At 68.3% G+C, this 18198-nt stretch carries 16 protein-coding genes; 10 read left to right on the forward strand and 6 right to left on the reverse strand.

All coding sequences use genetic code 11. From position 1 onward, the window contains the following. Positions 1-432 (reverse strand): AIR synthase related protein (locus PI86_RS15040; RefSeq protein ID WP_039324076.1); only part of this gene is annotated, 432 nt, incomplete at its 3' end. A gap of 134 nt (positions 433-566) precedes the next feature. On the opposite strand from PI86_RS15040, the gene PI86_RS15050 reads away from it, so the two are divergent. The 3 genes from PI86_RS15050 to PI86_RS15060 all read left to right on the forward strand — a co-directional run bounded on the left by PI86_RS15050 (position 567) and on the right by PI86_RS15060 (position 4294). Beyond that, positions 567-2909, forward strand: coding sequence for an NADP-dependent malic enzyme (locus PI86_RS15050; protein WP_039324028.1), 2343 nt, complete (start codon positions 567-569; stop codon positions 2907-2909). A 376-nt stretch (positions 2910-3285) separates the two neighbouring features. Next, positions 3286-3717 carry a ribonuclease gene (locus PI86_RS15055; RefSeq protein ID WP_006760307.1) on the forward strand — a complete coding sequence of 144 codons (432 nt, stop codon included), beginning with the start codon at positions 3286-3288 and terminating at the stop codon, positions 3715-3717. 16 nt (positions 3718-3733) lie between these two features. Then, complete coding sequence (locus tag PI86_RS15060; RefSeq protein ID WP_014898116.1) at positions 3734-4294, forward strand: barstar family protein; 561 nt, start codon at positions 3734-3736, stop codon at positions 4292-4294. A gap of 263 nt (positions 4295-4557) precedes the next feature. On the opposite strand, the gene PI86_RS15065 is transcribed toward PI86_RS15060, so the two are convergent. From PI86_RS15065 to speE, 3 genes are all read right to left on the reverse strand, one after another. Further along, positions 4558-5325, reverse strand: coding sequence for a 16S rRNA (uracil(1498)-N(3))-methyltransferase (locus tag PI86_RS15065; protein WP_039324032.1), 768 nt, complete (start codon positions 5323-5325; stop codon positions 4558-4560). Positions 5326-5342: 17 nt separating this feature from the next. After that, complete coding sequence (locus tag PI86_RS15070) at positions 5343-5759, reverse strand: VOC family protein (protein ID WP_039324034.1); 417 nt, start codon at positions 5757-5759, stop codon at positions 5343-5345. A gap of 195 nt (positions 5760-5954) precedes the next feature. Next, positions 5955-6812: a polyamine aminopropyltransferase gene (gene speE, locus PI86_RS15075; RefSeq protein ID WP_039324035.1), complete on the reverse strand. Its 858-nt coding sequence runs from the start codon at positions 6810-6812 to the stop codon at positions 5955-5957. 216 nt (positions 6813-7028) lie between these two features. Here speE and tkt point away from each other — a divergent pair, with 216 nt between their 5' ends. After that, entirely contained in the window at positions 7029-9101 is a 2073-nt protein-coding gene (tkt, locus tag PI86_RS15080; RefSeq protein ID WP_039324037.1) for a transketolase, read from the forward strand. Between the two features lie 87 nt (positions 9102-9188). Continuing rightward, the gene (gene gap / locus PI86_RS15085) at positions 9189-10199 is read left to right on the forward strand and encodes a type I glyceraldehyde-3-phosphate dehydrogenase (protein WP_014898111.1); all 1011 of its coding nucleotides are present in this window, start codon (positions 9189-9191) and stop codon (positions 10197-10199) included. Positions 10200-10275: 76 nt separating this feature from the next. Here the strand turns inward: gap and PI86_RS15090 are convergent, their stop codons facing one another. Continuing rightward, complete coding sequence (locus tag PI86_RS15090; RefSeq protein ID WP_039324040.1) at positions 10276-11166, reverse strand: LysR substrate-binding domain-containing protein; 891 nt, start codon at positions 11164-11166, stop codon at positions 10276-10278. 151 nt (positions 11167-11317) lie between these two features. Between PI86_RS15090 and PI86_RS15095 the strand changes: the two genes are divergently transcribed. The 4 genes from PI86_RS15095 (at position 11318) to PI86_RS15110 (ending at position 15786) form a co-directional block, all read left to right on the forward strand. Next, positions 11318-12091 (forward strand): SDR family NAD(P)-dependent oxidoreductase, encoded by a 774-nt coding sequence (locus tag PI86_RS15095; protein ID WP_039324042.1) that lies wholly within the window; start codon positions 11318-11320, stop codon positions 12089-12091. A gap of 150 nt (positions 12092-12241) precedes the next feature. Next, positions 12242-13690 carry an MFS transporter gene (locus PI86_RS15100; protein WP_039324044.1) on the forward strand — a complete coding sequence of 483 codons (1449 nt, stop codon included), beginning with the start codon at positions 12242-12244 and terminating at the stop codon, positions 13688-13690. A 70-nt stretch (positions 13691-13760) separates the two neighbouring features. Next, positions 13761-14717, forward strand: coding sequence for a 2-hydroxyacid dehydrogenase (locus tag PI86_RS15105; RefSeq protein ID WP_039324046.1), 957 nt, complete (start codon positions 13761-13763; stop codon positions 14715-14717). Positions 14718-14727: 10 nt separating this feature from the next. After that, a complete protein-coding gene (locus PI86_RS15110; RefSeq protein WP_039324070.1) occupies positions 14728-15786 on the forward strand; it encodes an L-idonate 5-dehydrogenase in 1059 nt (352 codons plus the stop codon). A 95-nt stretch (positions 15787-15881) separates the two neighbouring features. Here the strand turns inward: PI86_RS15110 and PI86_RS15115 are convergent, their stop codons facing one another. Further along, the gene (locus PI86_RS15115; protein WP_039324072.1) at positions 15882-17081 is read right to left on the reverse strand and encodes an MFS transporter; all 1200 of its coding nucleotides are present in this window, start codon (positions 17079-17081) and stop codon (positions 15882-15884) included. A 312-nt stretch (positions 17082-17393) separates the two neighbouring features. Here PI86_RS15115 and cynR point away from each other — a divergent pair. After that, on the forward strand, positions 17394-18198 hold an 805-nt coding region (gene cynR / locus PI86_RS15120; RefSeq protein WP_039324074.1), incomplete at its 3' end, for a transcriptional regulator CynR.

Here is an 18198-nt window from a genome sequence, read left to right on the forward strand (position 1 = left end):
ATCCGGCGCGACTTCGCCGAACACGGTCACGCACAGGTTCAGCGGCCCGCTCGTCGTGTCGCCGCCGATCAGTTCGCAGCCGAACCGCTCGGCGAGCGCGAACAGCCCGTTGCTGAATGCCTCGAGCCACGCCGCGTCGGCGCGCGGCAACGCGCACGCGAGCGTGAACGCGCGCGGCTCTGCGCCCATCGCCGCGAGGTCCGACAGGTTGACCGCGAGTGTCTTGTGGCCAAGCGCGTCGGGCGCGACATCGGGGAAGAAGTGGCGGCCTTCGACCAGCATGTCCGTCGAAATGGCCAGCAATTTTCCGGATCGAGGTGTGATCAACGCGCAATCGTCGCCGATGCCGAGCGTCGACGTGCGCGCTCCGCGGGCCGCGCGGCGCGCGAAGAAGCGATCGATCAGCGAAAACTCGGACAAGGCGGCAGGCACGGCGGAGATCCGGAAGCGGTGGAGGGAACGGCATTGTACGAGGCGAACGGCGCCGTTCCTGCACCGTTCGGTACATTTTTGTCGCGGCTGTTGCACCCGAATCGCCGGTCTGACGGCCTTCGATTGGCGCTACAATGCCGTCGAACAGTCATTCTAATCCGCCCGTCACGAGACACATGTCGACCCAAGCCTCCTCCAAAGCCAAGCTCCGCGAAGCCGCCCTCGACTATCACGAATTCCCGACGCCGGGGAAGATCGCGATCGCGCCGACCAAGCAGATGATCAACCAGCGCGACCTCGCGCTCGCGTATTCGCCGGGTGTCGCGTATGCGTGCGAGGAGATCGTCGAGAATCCGCTGAACGCCGCGCGCTTCACCGCGCGCAGCAACCTGGTCGGCGTCGTCACGAACGGCACGGCGGTGCTCGGTCTCGGCAACATCGGGCCGCTGGCGTCGAAGCCGGTGATGGAAGGCAAGGCGGTACTGTTCAAGAAGTTCGCGGGCATCGACGTGTTCGACATCGAACTGAACGAGTCGGACCCGCACAAGCTCGTCGACGTGATCGCCGCGCTGGAGCCGACCTTCGGCGGGATCAACCTGGAAGACATCAAGGCGCCGGACTGCTTCATCGTCGAGCGCGAGTGCCGCAAGCGGATGAAGATTCCGGTGTTCCACGACGACCAGCACGGCACCGCGATCGTCGTGGCCGCGGCCGTCACGAACGGCCTGAAGGTCGTCAACAAGGACATCAAGAAGGTCAAGCTCGTCGCCTCCGGCGCGGGTGCTGCCGCGCTCGCGTGTCTCGACCTGCTGGTCGACATCGGCCTGCCGCTCGAGAACATCACGGTGACCGACCTGGCCGGTGTGGTCTACAAGGGCCGCACCGAGCTGATGGATCCTGACAAGGAGCGTTTCGCTCGCGAAACCGAAGCACGGACGCTGGCCGAAGTGATCGACGGCGCGGACATCTTCCTCGGCCTGTCGGCTGCCGGCGTGCTGAAGCAGGAGATGGTGAAGGGCATGGCCGAGCGCCCGCTGATCCTCGCGCTCGCGAACCCGACGCCGGAAATCCTGCCGGAAGCGGCGCTCGAAGTGCGTCCCGACGCGATCCTCGCGACCGGCCGCACCGACTACCCGAACCAGGTCAACAACGTCCTGTGCTTCCCGTTCATCTTCCGCGGCGCGCTCGACGTCGGCGCGACGACGATCACGCGTGAAATGGAGATCGCGGCCGTCAACGCGATCGCCGAGCTCGCGCAGCACGAGCAGAGCGACATCGTCGCGACTGCATACGGCATTCAGGACCTGTCGTTCGGGCCCGAATACCTGATCCCGAAGCCGTTCGATCCGCGCCTGATCGTGAAGATCGCGCCGGCCGTCGCGCAGGCCGCGATGGACGGCGGCGTCGCGACGCGCCCGATCGAGGACATGGAGGCGTACCGCGTACACCTCCAGCAGTTCGTGTACCACAGCGGCACGACGATGAAGCCGATCTTCCAGATCGCGCGCGCCGCGGCGGAAGAGAAGAAGCGTGTTGTGTTCGCGGAAGGTGAAGAAGAGCGCGTGTTGCGCGCCGTTCAGATCATCGTCGACGAGAAACTCGCGAAGCCGATCCTGATCGGCCGCCCGTCGGTGATCGAGCACCGTATCCAGCGCTACGGCCTGCGCCTGAATCCGGGCGTCGACTTCACGGTCGTCAACACCGAGCACGACGAGCGCTATCGCGATTTCTGGCAGACGTACTACAAACTGATGGCGCGCAAGGGCATCAGCGAGCAGCTCGCGCGCGTCGAGATGCGCCGCCGCACGACGCTGATCGGCGCGATGCTGGTGAAGAAGGGCGAAGCGGACGGGATGATCTGCGGCACGATCAGCACCACGCACCGCCACCTGCACTTCATCGACCAGGTGATCGGCAAGCGCGACGGCTGCAGCGTGTACGCGGCGATGAACGGCCTCGTGCTGCCGGGCCGCCAGATTTTCCTCGTCGACACGCACGTGAACGTCGATCCGACCCCGGAGCAACTGGCCGAGATCACGATCATGGCGGCGGAAGAAGTGCGCCGCTTCGGCATCGAGCCGAAGGTCGCGCTGCTGTCGCACTCGAATTTCGGCACGAGCAACGCACCTTCGGCGAAGAAGATGCGCGATACGCTCGCGATCCTGCAAGAACGTGCGCCGGAACTGAAGGTGGACGGCGAAATGCACGGCGACGTCGCGCTCGACGCGGCGCTGCGCAAGGAAATCCTGCCGGAATCGACGCTGGAAGGCGAAGCGAACCTGCTGATCCTGCCGAACATCGATGCCGCGAACATCGCGTACAACCTGCTGAAGACAGCCGCCGGCAACAACATCGCGATCGGGCCGATCCTGCTGGGCGCGGCCCAGCCGGTGCACGTGCTGACCGAATCGGCGACCGTTCGCCGCATCGTCAACATGGCGGCGCTGCTGGTCGCCGACGTGAACGCCACGCGCTGAGCGAAACGAACGCGCCGCGCCGGTCGAACCGGCACAGCGCGGCGGGCGAAATTGTAATCAAAAGCAAAAAGAGGCGTGCCCGCAATGGGCACGCCGTCGGGCAGGGCGCAAACGCGCTTCCCATAAGCAACAGCAGCATCTCTCCACTCCGGGTAACGAGCGTGGCAAGGAGGCAGGGTCTTGCCATGCGAGAGATGCCGCACGCATTTTAACTCGTGTAAGATAAATGTAGTCTTATTTCGGTAAAAAATGCGCGATTCCGTGCGGCGCTGGCCTTTCGGTTCCCAAACGAACATTGATTCGCGCGGACAATAGCGCTACGCTAACGCCTTTGTTGGTCGTCAACTACTTGATTTAACAGCGGGAACCCTGGTTCATGGCACGCAAGTGGCTCCGCAACGGCGCGCTCGCGTCCGTCTTCGCGATGTTCGCGATGGGTATCGTCGGCACGCCGACGGGCAGTCTGGTTTCCGCCGCTTACGCACGGCAGGCCGTTTCGGCCGACCTGGCCGTCGGCGGGGTCGATACGATCCCGACCGCCCGTCTGCCGCGCGAGGCCGTGACCACGCTTGGCCTGATCGGCGCCGGTGGCCCCTATCCGTACGAGAAGGACGGCGTCGTATTCGGCAACCGCGAGCGGATCCTGCCGAAGGCGAAGCGCGGCTACTACCACGAGTACACGGTGCCGACGCCACGCGCACGCAATCGCGGCGCGCGCCGGATCGTGTGTGGCGGGCCGTTGCGCCGGATCGACAACTGTTATTACACGGACGACCACTACAACAGTTTTAAACGTATTGTTGAATGACTTCGGGATGAACGGCATGAGCGACTCCATCTACGCGCACGATACGGCGGCGGCGGAACTGTTCGCGGCCGGCGACGGCAATCTGTTTCAGCGCGTGATCCAACTTCACGCGGCGGCACAGGCCGGCGGCGCGCCGGAGCAACAGGAAGCCGACGGGCTTTCATCGAACGAGGAGCCTATGAGCCTTTTCACGACCGTGCGACCCAATCTCGTGCAGTCGATCCGCGCGTTCCGCGTGCAGGATCTTGCCGACGAAGCCGGCCGGCTCGGCCAGCATTTCCTGTACGCGTATTGCGGCGCCGCGCAGTCGAAGCAGGAAGTGATGGAGACGATCGCGACGTCGTTCCTGTTTCCGAAGCATTTCGGGAAAAACTACGATGCGCTGTACGACTGCCTGACCGACCTCGTCGCGAAGGCTGGCGCGCAGCCCGGTTTCGTGATCGTCCTCGAAGGGCTGCCGATCGCGCAGAAATTCGACAAGGAAGGGCGCGAGACGCTGCTCGACGTGTTCCGCGAAGCCGCCGAGTTCTGGGCCGAGCGCAAGGTCGCGTTCCGCGTGTTCTACTCGTTCGCGTAAGCGCGACTCCGTCGGCCGCCCGAGCGCGGCCGATCCGCTGAAAGGCCCGCGTCGAGCGGGCTTTTTTGCGTCCGCGCGATGCGGACCGGCCGGCGCGGCACGTCGCGCGCCGACCCCCACTTTTCATCGGCCCCGTTTTTTCGAGGCAATCCCGGTCGGCCCGGCTGCGGCAGCCGTCGCGTCGGGTACGTATTGCACCGCGGCCGGGTGGCGTGCGGGCCGGGACGTGCCGTGCCACCTCGTGGCACGGCACGTCGACCTCGTCACCAGCCGCCCCAGCGCGCCGCGAGCGCCGCAAGCACGGCCGCGCCGGCCGTCTCGGTGCGCAGCACGCGCGGCCCAAGCGACAGCGCGGTGAACCCGCATGCACGGGCCGCGTTTTCTTCGTCCGGCGACAGCCCGCCTTCGGGCCCGATCAGCAGCGTGACGGCCGCTGCGGGCGGCGCGTCGGGCAGCGACGCGAACGGGATGCTCGCGCGCGGCGACAGCAGCAGCCGCAACTCGCCGTCGGCCGGCGCCGCCGGCAGCGCATCGAGCCACGCGCCGAAGCCGCGTACCGCCGCGACGTCGGGCACGCGGTTGCGCCCGCACTGCTCGCACGACGCGCGCACGACGCCGCGCCAGTGCGCGACGCGCTTGTCCGCGCGCTCGCCCGACAATTTCACGACGCCGCGTGCGGTCGACAGCGGCACGACCGCCGCGACGCCGAGCTCGACGGCCTTCTCGATCACCCAGTCCATCTTGTCGCCGCCGGCGATGCCTTGTGCGAGCGTCACGCGGTAGGGTGGCTCGGCCTCGGCCGGATCGAACGCTTCGATCTGCGCGAGGGCGCTGCGCTTGTCGATCTCGACGAGCCGCGCGCGGTACTGGCCGCCGCTACCGTCGAACAGCGCGAGCGCGTCGCCGGGCTGCAGTCGCAGCACCTGCGCGTGACGCGCGACGTCGGCCGGCAAGGCGAGCGTCGCATCGGCGCGCAGCGCCGCTTCGACGAAAAAGCGCGGCACGGCCGCGGTGGTGGTGGCTTCACTCATGTGTATCGTGGCTCCGCTCATGCGCCGAGGCGGCGCGCGAGCGCCCAGCGGTAGCCGTCGAGATCCTCGACCTGCGCGAAGCGGTCGCCCCAGAACTGGTCCTGCGGCGCGCTCAGCGATTTCGCGCCCGCGTCGAGCGCGCGCTGCCAGGTTGCGTCGACGTCGTCGACATACAGATAAAACGACTGCGGGGCGGTTGCGTCCGCACGCTTTGGCGTGAGCGCGGTCGAGCCGAACGCGCCTTCGGGCGCGAACATCACGATCAACTGGCCACGGTAGACCATCTCGACGTGCATGATCGCGCCGTCCTCGTCGAGGACGTCGCGCAGCTCGAAGCCGAATGCGGCCTGGAAGAACTCGATGGCCGCGAGCGCATTGCGCACGGCCAGATAAGGCGTCAACCAAGGCACGTTGGCCGGACGTGGATCGGTCATGAAAATCTCCTGTCGAACAGTGTTGGCGCTTTGGCGGCGACGCCGGTCCCGTGCCTGATGGTCGAGCAGGGGTGGCGCCGGGGCGCCTGGCGGGTACGTCGGCGCGCCGCCTGCATCGTTGCGGGCCTGCGCGTCGCAGGCCGATCGCGGGAGAAGTCGCGATGAACCAGCAGAACGATGCGGCTGCCCGGAAGCTCAGCGGCGAACGCCCAGTGTATCGCGCAGCGCGCGCGGCAGGGCAAAGAGGGCCGCATGGAGTCGCGCATCGTAGTAGCGCAATCCCTGCACGTGGCGGGCGACGAGGCGTTCGTCGATGTCGTGCGCGAACAGCGCGGCCGCATCGAGCGTGTCGCTCGCGATTGCCATCAGCCATTGGGAGCCGTACAGCGGCACGTGCGCGGACAGCGGATCGACGACCGCGAAGCTCGCGCGCAGGTCGTCCAGCAGCGCGGCGATGCGCGACGCGTGGAACACGGGCGAGCCGAGATGCATCGAGATCGCGCCGCACGGCGTGAGGATCCGCTTGAGCCGCGCGTAGAACTCGCGCGTATAGAGGCCGGCGGCCGGCGATTCGGGCGGCGTGAGGTCGAACACGACGAGATCGAAATGCTCGACGGTCGACGCGACGAAATGCCCGGCGTCGCCGATCACGACTTCGACGCGCGGGTCGTCGAGCGCGCCCTGGTGCACGTCGTCGAGATAGCGGCGCGCCATGCCGACCACTTCGTCGTCGAGTTCCGCGACGACGATCCGCTCGATGCACGCGTGCTTGAGCAGCTGGCGCGCGGCGCCGCCGTCGCCGCCGCCGAGCACGAGCACCTTGCGCGGGCACGGATGCGCGAGCGCGGCCGGGTGCGTCATGCACTCGTGGTACACGTATTCGTCGCCGACCGACGTCATTGGCCGGCCGTCCAGTGTAAACAGGCGGCCGAGCTGTGGGGTTTCCCAGACCTCGATGTGCTGGTGCGGCGACGCGACGTGCGCGAGCCGCCGTGCGTTCGGGAAGCCGTAGGCGGCGTCCGGCGTGGGATGGAAGAGAAGAGTTGTGCTCACGGTTAGGCCGCTCGGGGCGGGCAGTTCCGACGTCTGAATTATAGGAGGCGTGCGGTTCAGCGGAAAAGCGTGCCGGAACACCGCGCGCCGACAAGGGAAATGTCAGCCCATCTGTTAAAATGACGAGCTTTGCAGCCCCGTCCGTAGGCTCCGTCCGCTTCGCGTCCGTCAGGCGCCGCACCGCGCGCCGGGAACGATTGACGCTCGAGCTTCCGGATGCCGCCGTGCCCCCGTTTCCTCGACTCGTTCTCCGGACTCGACATGACGACTTCGTCTCCCGCCTCCACCACCCTGATGGCCAACGCGATCCGTGCGCTCGCGATGGACGCCGTTCAGCAAGCGAACTCCGGTCACCCCGGCATGCCGATGGGCATGGCCGAAATCGGCGTTGCGCTCTGGTCGCGCCACCTGAAGCACAACCCGACGAACCCGCACTGGGCAGACCGCGACCGCTTCGTGCTGTCGAACGGCCATGGCTCGATGCTGCTGTACTCGCTGCTGCACCTGACCGGCTACGACCTGCCGATGGAAGAGCTGAAGAACTTCCGCCAGCTGCACTCGAAGACCCCGGGCCACCCGGAATACGGCATCACGCCGGGCGTCGAGACGACCACCGGCCCGCTCGGCCAGGGTCTGGCGAACGCGGTCGGCATGGCGCTCGGCGAAGCGCTGATGGCCGACGAGTTCAACCGTGACGGCGCGAAGATCGTCGATCACCACACGTACGTGTTCCTCGGCGACGGCTGCCTGATGGAAGGCATCTCGCACGAAGCCTGCTCGCTCGCGGGCACGCTGAAGCTGAACAAGCTGATCGCGCTGTACGACGACAACGGCATCTCGATCGACGGCGACGTCGTGAACTGGTTCCACGACGACACCCCGAAGCGCTTCGAAGCCTACGGCTGGAACGTGATCCCGAACGTGAACGGCCATGACGTCGACGCGGTCGACGCGGCGATCGCGAAGGCGAAGCTGTCGGACAAGCCGACGCTGATCTGCTGCAAGACGGTGATCGGCAAGGGCGCGGCGACCAAGGCCGGCGGCCACGACGTGCACGGCGCGGCGCTCGGCGCGGAAGAAATCGCGAAGACGCGCGCGGCACTCGGCTGGACCTGGGAGCCGTTCGTGATTCCGCAGGAAGTCTACGCGGCATGGGACGCGAAGGAAGCCGGCAAGCGCGCCGAGACCGAATGGGACGCGACGTTCGCGCAATATCGCGCGAAGTTCCCGGCAGAAGCTGCTGAATTCGAGCGCCGGATGGCCAACCAGCTGCCGGCCGACTGGGCCGAGAAGGCTGCGGCGATCATCGCCGGCGCGAACGAGCGCGGCGAGACGGTGGCGACCCGCAAGGCGTCGCAGCAGGCGATCGAAGGCCTCGCCGCCGCACTGCCGGAACTGCTCGGCGGCTCGGCCGACCTGACCGGTTCGAACCTGACCAACTGGAAGGCATCGAAGGCGGTGCGCGCGAATCCGGAAGGCGCGGGCGTGCTGCTCGGCAACCACATCAACTACGGCGTGCGCGAATTCGGCATGAGCGCCGCGATCAACGGCCTCGCGCTGCACGGCGGCCACAAGCCGTTCGGCGGCACGTTCCTGACGTTCTCCGACTACAGCCGCAACGCACTGCGCGTCGCCGCGCTGATGAAGGTGCCGTCGATCTTCGTGTTCACGCACGATTCGATCGGCCTCGGCGAAGACGGTCCGACGCACCAGTCGATCGAGCACGTGTCGAGCCTGCGCCTGATCCCGAACCACGACGTGTGGCGTCCGGCCGACACGGTCGAGACGGCCGTCGCGTGGACCCACGCGGTCGCCGCAGACCGTCCGTCGAGCCTGATCTTCAGCCGCCAGAACCTCGCGTTCAACCCGCGTACCGACTCGCAGATCGCCAACATCGAGAAGGGCGGCTACGTGCTGAAGGACTGGGACGAAGAAATCGTCGCGCGCAAGATCATCCTGATCGCGACGGGTTCGGAAGTCGAGCTCGCGATGAAGGCCATCGAGCCGCTCGCGCAGCAGGGCATCGCGGCCCGCGTCGTGTCGATGCCGTCGACCAACGTGTTCGACCGCCAGGACGCCGAATACCGTGAACGCGTGCTGCCGCACGGCGTGCGCCGCGTCGCGATCGAAGCGGGCGTGACCGCGTTCTGGCACAAGTACGTCGGCCTCGAAGGCGGCGTCGTCGGGATCGACACGTTCGGCGAATCGGCCCCGGCCGGCGTGCTGTTCAAGTACTTCGGCTTCACCGTCGAGCACGTCGTCGAGACCGCGAAGGCCGTGCTGGCCTAAAAGCATTCGCGACGCGCGCCACCCCTCGCGCGCGTCGCACCGTGAAGCTGCACGAAACGAATTTTTTCAGCCATCAGGAGATAGACCATGACGATCCGCGTCGCAATCAACGGCTACGGCCGTATCGGCCGCAACACGCTGCGCGCGTTCTATGAAAACGGCAAGAAGCACGATCTCGAGATCGTCGCGATCAACGACCTGGGCGATGCGAAGACCAACGCGCACCTGACCCAGTACGACACCGCACACGGCAAGTTCCCGGGCGAAGTGTCGGTCGACGGCGACTACCTCGTCGTGAACGGCGACAAGATCCGCGTGCTGGCCAACCGCAACCCGGCAGAACTGCCGTGGGGCGAACTCGGCGTCGACGTCGTGATGGAATGCACGGGCTTCTTCACGACGAAGGAAAAGGCGAGCGCGCACCTGAAGGGCGGTGCGAAGAAGGTGATCATCTCGGCGCCGGGCGGCAAGGACGTCGACGCAACGATCGTCTACGGCGTGAACCACAACGTGCTGAAGGCCGAGCACACCGTCATCTCGAACGCATCGTGCACGACGAACTGCCTCGCGCCGCTCGTCAAGCCGCTGAACGACAAGATCGGCCTCGAAACCGGCCTGATGACGACGATCCACGCGTACACGAACGACCAGGTGCTGACGGACGTCTATCACGAAGACCTGCGTCGCGCGCGTTCGGCCACGCACAGCCAGATCCCGACGAAGACGGGCGCTGCATCGGCTGTCGGCCTGGTGCTGCCGGAACTGAACGGCAAGCTCGACGGCTACGCGATCCGCGTCCCGACGATCAACGTGTCGGTCGTCGACCTGTCGTTCATCGCCAAGCGCGACACGACGGTCGAGGAAGTCAACGCGATCATGAAGGAAGCATCGGAAGGCGCGCTGAAGGGCATCCTCGGCTACAACGACGCACCGCTGGTGTCGATCGACTTCAACCACAACCCGGCTTCGTCGACGTTCGACGCAACGCTGACCAAGGTGTCGGGCCGCCTCGTCAAGGTGTCGAGCTGGTACGACAACGAGTGGGGTTTCTCGAACCGCATGCTGGATACGGCAGTCGCATTCGCGAACGCGAAGTAATCCCGCACGTTGCGCGGCCGCCGCGAGGCGGCCGGCGCAGCGATCGAGCCCGGCCCGGTTTTCCGGCCGGGCTTTTTTATCGTCCGGCGCGCGCGGTCACCTGTTCGACCGCGTCGACGAACGCGCGCTTCAGCGGGCTGTCGAGGTCGGTCCATGCAAGGCCGATGCCGGTGCGGTGGCCGGCCAGGTCGAGCGGCCGCGCGAGCACGTTCGGCGGCAGCGCGCTCGCGGCTTCCGCCGGGATCAGCCCGATCCCCATTCCCGCCGCGACGAGCGCGAGCATCGTCGTGAATTCCCCGAACTCCTGCGCAATCTCGAGCGTCGTGCCCGCGCGGCTCAGCGCGAGCAGCATGTCGTCGTGAAAGCCCGGCGCGTAGCGGCGCGCGAGCACGAACGCCGGCTGGCCGCGCAGCGCGGCCGGTGAAATCGCGTCGTGCGCGGCCAGCGGATGGTCGAGCGGCAGCGCGACGACGAAGCCTTCCTCGAGCACCACGCGCGTGTCGATGCCCGCATACGCGGCCGGCAGCCGGATCATCCCGAAATCGATCCGCCGGTCGCGCAGCGCGGCGATCTGGTCGGGGGTCGGCAGGTCCTTCAGTTCGAGCGTGATCAGCGGATAGCGCTCGCGCATCGTGCGCAGCACGGCCGGCAGCAGCGCCGGCAGCACCGACGACACGAACGCGATGCGCAGCGTGCCGATCTCGCCGCGGCTCGACAGCCGTGCCATCTGCTCCGCGCGCGCGGCCTGCTGCAGCGTGGCCCGCGCTTCGGGCAGGAACACGCGCCCCGTATCGCTCAGTTCGACCTTGTGCCGGTCGCGCTCGAACAGGCGCGCACCGAGTTCTTCCTCGAGCGCCTTGATCTGCATGCTCAGCGCGGGCTGCACGATGAACAGGCGCTGCGCGGCGCGCCCGAAATGCAGTTCTTCCGCGAGCGTGACGAAGGCGCGCAATTGCTTGAGTTCCATGGCCGGCGGGCACCCGTGAGCGGTAATCATATTTCATGATAACCGGATCAAAAACAACCATTGGCGCGGGGCCCGGCCGCCAGCCGAAGATAGTGTCAACGCGAGACCGGCCGCGATGGGCAGCCGGCTCCCTTGGCACGAGGAGACATCCATGAGCAACGCGCTTGACCGGTTCCGCCTCGACGGCCGCCGCGCACTGATTACCGGTTCCGGACGCGGCATCGGGCTGACGCTCGCCCGCGGGCTGGCGGAAGCCGGCGCGGCGATCGTCATCAACGATCGGAATGAGGAGAAGGCCGCGACGCTCGCGCGCCATTTCCGCGAGGAAGGCTTCGCGGCCGACCACGCGGTGTTCGACGTCACCGAACACGCGCAGGTGCGCGCGGCGATCGACGACTTCGAGGCGCGCGTCGGCGCGATCGACATCCTCGTGAACAACGCCGGCATCCAGCGCCGCGCGCCGCTCGACGCATTCGACCCGGACGACTGGCACGCGCTGATGCGCGTGAATCTCGACGGCGTGTTCAACGTCGCGCAGGCGGTGGCGTGCCACATGATCGCGCGTGGCCGCGGCAAGATCATCAACATCTGTTCGGTGCAGAGCGAGCTCGCGCGGCCGACGATCGCGCCGTATGCGGCGACGAAGGGCGCGGTGCGGATGCTAACGAAAGGGATGTGCGCCGACTGGGCGCGCCACGGCATCCAGGCGAACGGCCTCGCGCCCGGCTATTTCGAGACCGAGCTGAATCGCGCGCTGGTCGATGACGCGGCGTTCTCGGACTGGCTGTGCAAGCGCACGCCGGCCGGCCGCTGGGGGCGCGTCGACGAATTGTGCGGCGCGGCGATCTTCCTCGCCTCGGCCGCATCCGATTTCGTGAACGGCCAGACGCTGTTCGTCGACGGCGGGCTCACCAGCGCCGTTTGAGCGGCGGCGCTTGCGCCGTGCGCGCAGCACCGTTGCGCCGGCTAACGCCGGCATCCGAATTCCCAGAAGAGCCCGCCGCATGAGCGGGCCGATGTCCCGGCGCGCATCGCGCCGGGTTCCGGAATGGAAGGCAGGAGACAGGAGACAACGATGGATCGCACTTCCCCGCCGCCCGCGCGGCACGATGCAATGCCCGGCACGCCGGCTGACGCGGTCGAGCGTCGCGGCGTCGACACGAAGCAGCTCAACCGCGCGGCATGGACCTGCTCGCTCGGCAGCGCGCTCGAATACTACGATTTCGCGCTGTACACGCTTGCGTCGGCACTGGTCTTCGGACCACTGTTCTTTCCCGCGCAGACCGCCGAGATGCGGCTGATCGCGAGCTTCGGCACCTACTTCGTCGGTTTCGCGGTGCGCCCGCTCGGCGGCGTCGTGTTCGGCGTGCTCGGCGACCGGATCGGCCGCAAGTTCGTGCTGACCGCTACCGTGCTGCTGATGGGCGTCGCGAGCACGCTGATCGGCGTGCTGCCGACTTATGCAACGGCCGGCTACTGGGCGCCCGCGCTGCTGGTGCTGCTGCGCATCCTGCAGGGCCTCGGCGCAGGCGCGGAGCAGGCCGGCGCAGCGGTGCTGATGACCGAATACGCACCGCCCGGCAAGCGCGGCTTCTACGCGTCGCTGCCGTTTCTCGGGATCCAGATTGGCACGGTGCTCGCGGCGGCCGTCTATTTCCTGCTGCTCGCGAACCTCGACCGCGTCACCGACGGCTGGGGCTGGCGCGTGCCGTTCCTGTTCAGCGCGGTGATCGTCGCGGTCGGGATCTACATGCGGGTCCGGTTGCACGAGTCGCCGACCTTCGTGCGGCTCGAGAAGCGCGCGCAGCTGTCGGCGAATCCGTTGAAGAGCGCGGTTCAGCATTCGAAGCGCTCGCTGCTGATCGGCATCGGCCTGCGGATGGCCGAGAACGGCGGCTCGTCGATCTACCAGGCGCTCGCGGTCAGCTATCTCGCCGGCGTGATCGGGATGAAGGGGCCGATCGGCGCGCTCGCGCTGGTGTGCGCGGCGACCGTCGGCGCATGCACGGTGCCGCTGGCGGGCCGGTTGAGCGACCGCTTCGGCCGCGTGCGCGTGTACCGCACGTTCGCATGGCTGCAGCTCGCGCTCGCGTTTCCGGTGTGGTGGATCTTCAGCCAGGGGAACGTGGTCGCGAGCGTGATCGCGATCTCGGTCGCGCAGGGCTTTGCGAACTGGGGGATGCTCGGCGCGCAGGCCGCGCTGCTGCCCGAGCTGTTCGGCGCGCGCCATCGCTACATGGGCGTGTCGTTCTCGCGCGAAGTGTCGGCCGTGCTCGCGGGCGGGATCGCACCGCTGATCGGCGCAACGATCATCGCGACCGTGATCGCGCTGCACGGCGGCGACCACGCGGCCGGCGTGCATGCATGGGTGCCGATCGCCGCCTACCTGGTGGTGCTGACGCTGATCACGCTGTTCACCACCGCGCGGATGCCGGAAACGCTGAACCGCGATCTCGACGATCCGCTCGACGCCGCGCAGGAGCAGCCGGCCGCGGACGCCGAAACGCTGGCGCGGCATGCATGAACGAACGGGCCGGGCGGCCGACGCGGCCCGGCCCGTTCGAATTCCAACTCTATTCGACAGGAGCGCGCAGATGGCGCACGAATCGACCCGGCGGCCCGAGCTGCTGATGACGGGCCCCTACCAGCCGTGGGACGACGCATGGCTGTCGACCGGCTATGACGTCCACCGGCTGTGGGAGGCCGCCGACCGCGCGGCGTTCCTCGCCGAACACGGCGCCGGCGTGCGCGCGATCGCGACGCGCGGCGACCTCGGTGCCGATGCAACGCTGATCGCCGCGCTGCCGCGACTCGAGATCATCTCGTGCTACGGCGTCGGCACCGATGGGATCGATCTCGCGGCCGCGCGCGAGCGCGGCATCCGCGTGACCAATACGCCCGACGTGCTGACCGGCGACGTCGCCGATCTCGGCGTCGGCCTCACGCTCGCGCTGCTGCGCCGGATCGGCGCCGGCGACGCGTACGTGCGCTCCGGCGCGTGGTCCGACGGCGACATGCCGCTCGTCACGCGCCTGTACGGCAAGCGCGTCGGCATCGTCGGCTTCGGCCGGATCGGTTCGACGCTCGCGCGCCGGCTGTCGGGCTTCGACGTCGAGCTCGGCTACTTCGACGTCGCGCCGCGCGCGGACAGCCAGCACCGCTTCTTCGGTCGCCTGGGCGAACTGGCCGGCTGGTGCGACGTGCTGATCGTCACGCTCGCGGGCGGCGCGTCGACCCGCCACCTCGTCGACGCGGCCGTGCTCGACGCGCTCGGCCCGCGCGGCTATCTGGTGAACGTGTCGCGCGGCACGACCGTCGACGAGCCCGCGCTGCTCGACGCGCTCGAACGCGGCACGATCGCCGGTGCGGCGCTCGACGTATTCTGGAACGAGCCGCGCATCGACCCGCGTTTCCTCGCGTTGCCGAACGTGCTGCTGCAGCCGCATCATGCGAGCGGCACCGTCGAGACGCGCCAGGCGATGGGCTGGCTCGTGCGCGACAACCTCGCCGCGCACTTTGCCGGCGAACCGCTGCTCACGCCGGTCGCCTGAGGAGGCTGCGATGCGTATGCGCTGCATGTGTCTCGTGATCCACGGGCCGAACGACCTGCGGCTCGAAGAGCAGGACGCGGGCGAGATCGGCCCGGGCCAGGTGCGCGTCGATGTCGCGATGGGCGGCATCTGCGGCTCCGACCTGCATTACTTCCGGCACGGCGGCTTCGGCGCGATCCGGCTGCAGCAGCCGATGGTGCTCGGCCATGAAGTGGCCGGCACGGTGGCGGCGGTCGCACCGGACGTGACGTCGGTGAAGGTCGGCGATCGCGTCGCGGTCAATCCGAGCCGCCCGTGCGGCGCGTGCCGCTACTGCCTCGAGGGGCTGCCGAACCAGTGCCTCGACATGCGCTTCTACGGCAGCGCGATGCGCATGCCGCACGTGCAGGGCGCGTTTCGCAACGCGCTCGTGTGCGACGCGGCGCAGTGCGCGAAGGTGGCCGATCACGTGCCGCTGTCGCTCGCGGCGCTTGCCGAGCCGTTCGCGGTCGGGCTGCACGCGGTATCGCGCGCGGGGCCGCTGATCGGCCGGCGCGTGCTCGTGTCGGGGTGCGGGCCGATCGGCGTGCTGGCGGTCGCGGCGGCGCGGGTGCACGGCGCGGCGGAGATCGTCGCGACCGACGTGGTCGATGCGCCGCTCGAGGTGGCGCGCGCGCTCGGCGCCGACCACACGATCAACGCGGCGACCGACACCGGCTGGGTTGCGCGCTACGGGGCTGACAAGGGCACGTTCGACGTGATGATCGAGTGTTCCGGCAATGCGCGCGCGCTGCGCGACGGCCTCGACGTGATGCGGCCGCGCGGCGTCGTCGTGCAGCTCGGGCTCGGCGGCGACGTCAGCCTGCCGCAGAACGTCGTGGTCGCGAAGGAACTGTCGATCTGCGGATCGTTCCGCTTCCATGCGGAATTCGCGCTCGCGGTGCAGCTGATCAATGCGGGGCGCGTCGACCTGCGCCCGGCCGTGACGGGCGTGTTCCCGATGCGCGACGCGAACCAGGCGTTCGAGCTGGCCGGCGACCGGCAGCGCGCGATGAAGGTGCTGATCGATTTCGCGGGCGAGGGCGCGTGATCGTGCGTCGCCGATAGAACGACGCCGTCGATGCAAAAAAGGCACGCCCGCGGTTCGCGGAGCGTGCCTTTTTCATGGGCCGGAGCGACCGCCGGTTATTGCGTGACCTGCCGCACGCCCACCCGCTGCGAGGCGAGCCACAGCGCGATCAGCACGCCGGACAGCGCCGCACCGGCGATGCACACGCCGCGCCAGCCGTCGATGCCGTACGCGACGCTCGCCGCGAACGACCCGAATGCGCCGCCGATGAAGTAGCTCGTCAGGTAGATCGTCGTCACGCGGCTGCGTGCGTTGCCGGCGAGCGCATAGATCACGCTCTGGTTCGAGATGTGCATGCCCTGCACGCCGACGTCGAGCAGCAGGATGCCCGCGATCAGCGTGACGAGCGAATGCGCGCCGGTCGCGATCAGCGCGAACGACGCGAGCACCGCGGCCGCGAACAGCCCGGTCGCCGCATTGCCGTGGCCGCGATCGACGAGCCGGCCGGCCGACGTGGCCGCGAGCGCGCCCACCGCGCCGACGATCCCGAACAGGCCGATCTGCCCTTCGGAATAGCCGTACGGCGGCTGGCTCAGCAGGAACGTGAGGCCGGTCCACAGCAGGCTGAAGCACGCGAACACGAGCGCGCCGTATATGGAGCGCAGCGCGATCAGCGGCTGCGCGCGCACGAGTGCGACGAGCGATTTCATCAGCGCCGCGTAGTCGAGCCGCGCGTGGCGGCGATCCTTCGGCAGCTTCACCGTCAGCACGCCGGTCAGCGCGAGGATCATCACCGCGGCGACGCCGTACACCGCGCGCCAGCCGAATCCGTCGGCGATCGCACCGGCCGCGACGCGCGCGAGCAGGATGCCGAGCAGCAGCCCGCTCATCACGGTGCCGACCGCGCGGCCGCGCGTGCGCGCATCGGCGAGCGACGCGGCGAACGGCACGAGCAGCTGCGTCGAGCAGGTGACGAAGCCGAGCGCGACGTTCGCGACGACGAACATCGTGAAGTTCGTGCTGAACGCCACCGCCACCAGCGCGACGACGTTGAGCACGAGCAGCCGCACGATCAGCGTGTGGCGGTTGACCGCGTCGCCGAGCGGCACGATCAGCAGCAGGCTCGCCGCAAAGCCGAGCTGCGTCAGCGTGACGAGATAGCCGAGCTGGGCGGGCGGGCGGCCGAAGCTGTGCGCGATCGCCGCGAGCAGCGGCTGGGCGTAATAGATGTTGCCGATGACGATGCCGCACGCGCAGGCGAACAGCAGCGTCATGGCGCGGGTCAGCGGAGGATGATTGTCTTGATGCGGTTCCATGGTCGCGAATGAACAGCGGCGCCGGCCGGCGGCATGAGCCGTTGGCTGCGCCGGGTTGCGGAAATCGGGGCCGGCGTCAACGGATCGGCGATGAACCGGTGCGCGCCGGGCGGAGCGTGGCCGGCGCCTGGATGATGCGGCGGCGGATCGTCGTGCGGCGGGCGAGGGGAAGGCGGCCCGGGCGTGCCGCTTCGGTGCGGCGGCCAGGCGCCGTGCGCGGGAGCGGAAGTGCGTATGATGCGGGAATCGAACCATAGCGTCCAAGACTGGATCCTTATGGTTTCCATTGGTGCCACCAATACCCGGGCCGCGATGCTTCTCCGCCACATCCGTTATTTCCTGGCCGTCGCCGAGCAGCGCAGCTTCACGCGGGCGGCCGACGCGCTGCACGTGTCGCAGCCGACGCTGTCGCAGCAGGTTCGCCAGCTCGAGGAAATGCTGGGCGTGCAGTTGTTCGACCGTTCGGGGCGCACGGTGCGGCTCACCGAATTCGGCGAAGTCTATGCGCGCCACGCGCGCGCGGCGCTGCACGAGCTCGACACCGGGCAGCGCGCGCTGCACGACGTCGCCGATCTCGGCACCGGTTCGCTGCGGCTCGCGATGATGCCGACCTTCGCGGCCTACCTGAGCGGCTCGCTGATCGACGCGTTCCATGCGGATTTTCCGAACGTCGCGCTGACGATCGACGCGATGCCGCAGGAACGCATCGAGGCGTTGCTCGCCGACGACCGGCTCGACGCCGGTTTCGCGTTCGTGCCGCCGCGCGCGCCGGACATCGACGCGCTGCCACTGTGGGAAGAACCGCTCGCGCTCGTGACGGGCCGCACGCACCGCCTGGCCCGCCGCCGCCGTGCGCTGAGCCCGGCCGAACTGGCCGGCGAGCCGCTGGTGCTGCTGAGCCGCGCGTTCGCGACGCGCGAGAGCATCGACCGGTATTTCATCGAGCAGGGTGCGCAGCCGAAGATCGCGATCGAGACGAACACGGTCAGCGCGGTGCTGGAACTCGTGCGCTGCGGGCGGCTCGCGACGGTGCTGCCCGACGCGGTCGCGCGCGAGAGCGGCGATTTGTGTGCGCTGGAGCTCGATCCGCCGCTGCCGACGCGCACGGCCGCGCTGC

Source organism: Burkholderia sp. A9, assembly GCF_000801975.1.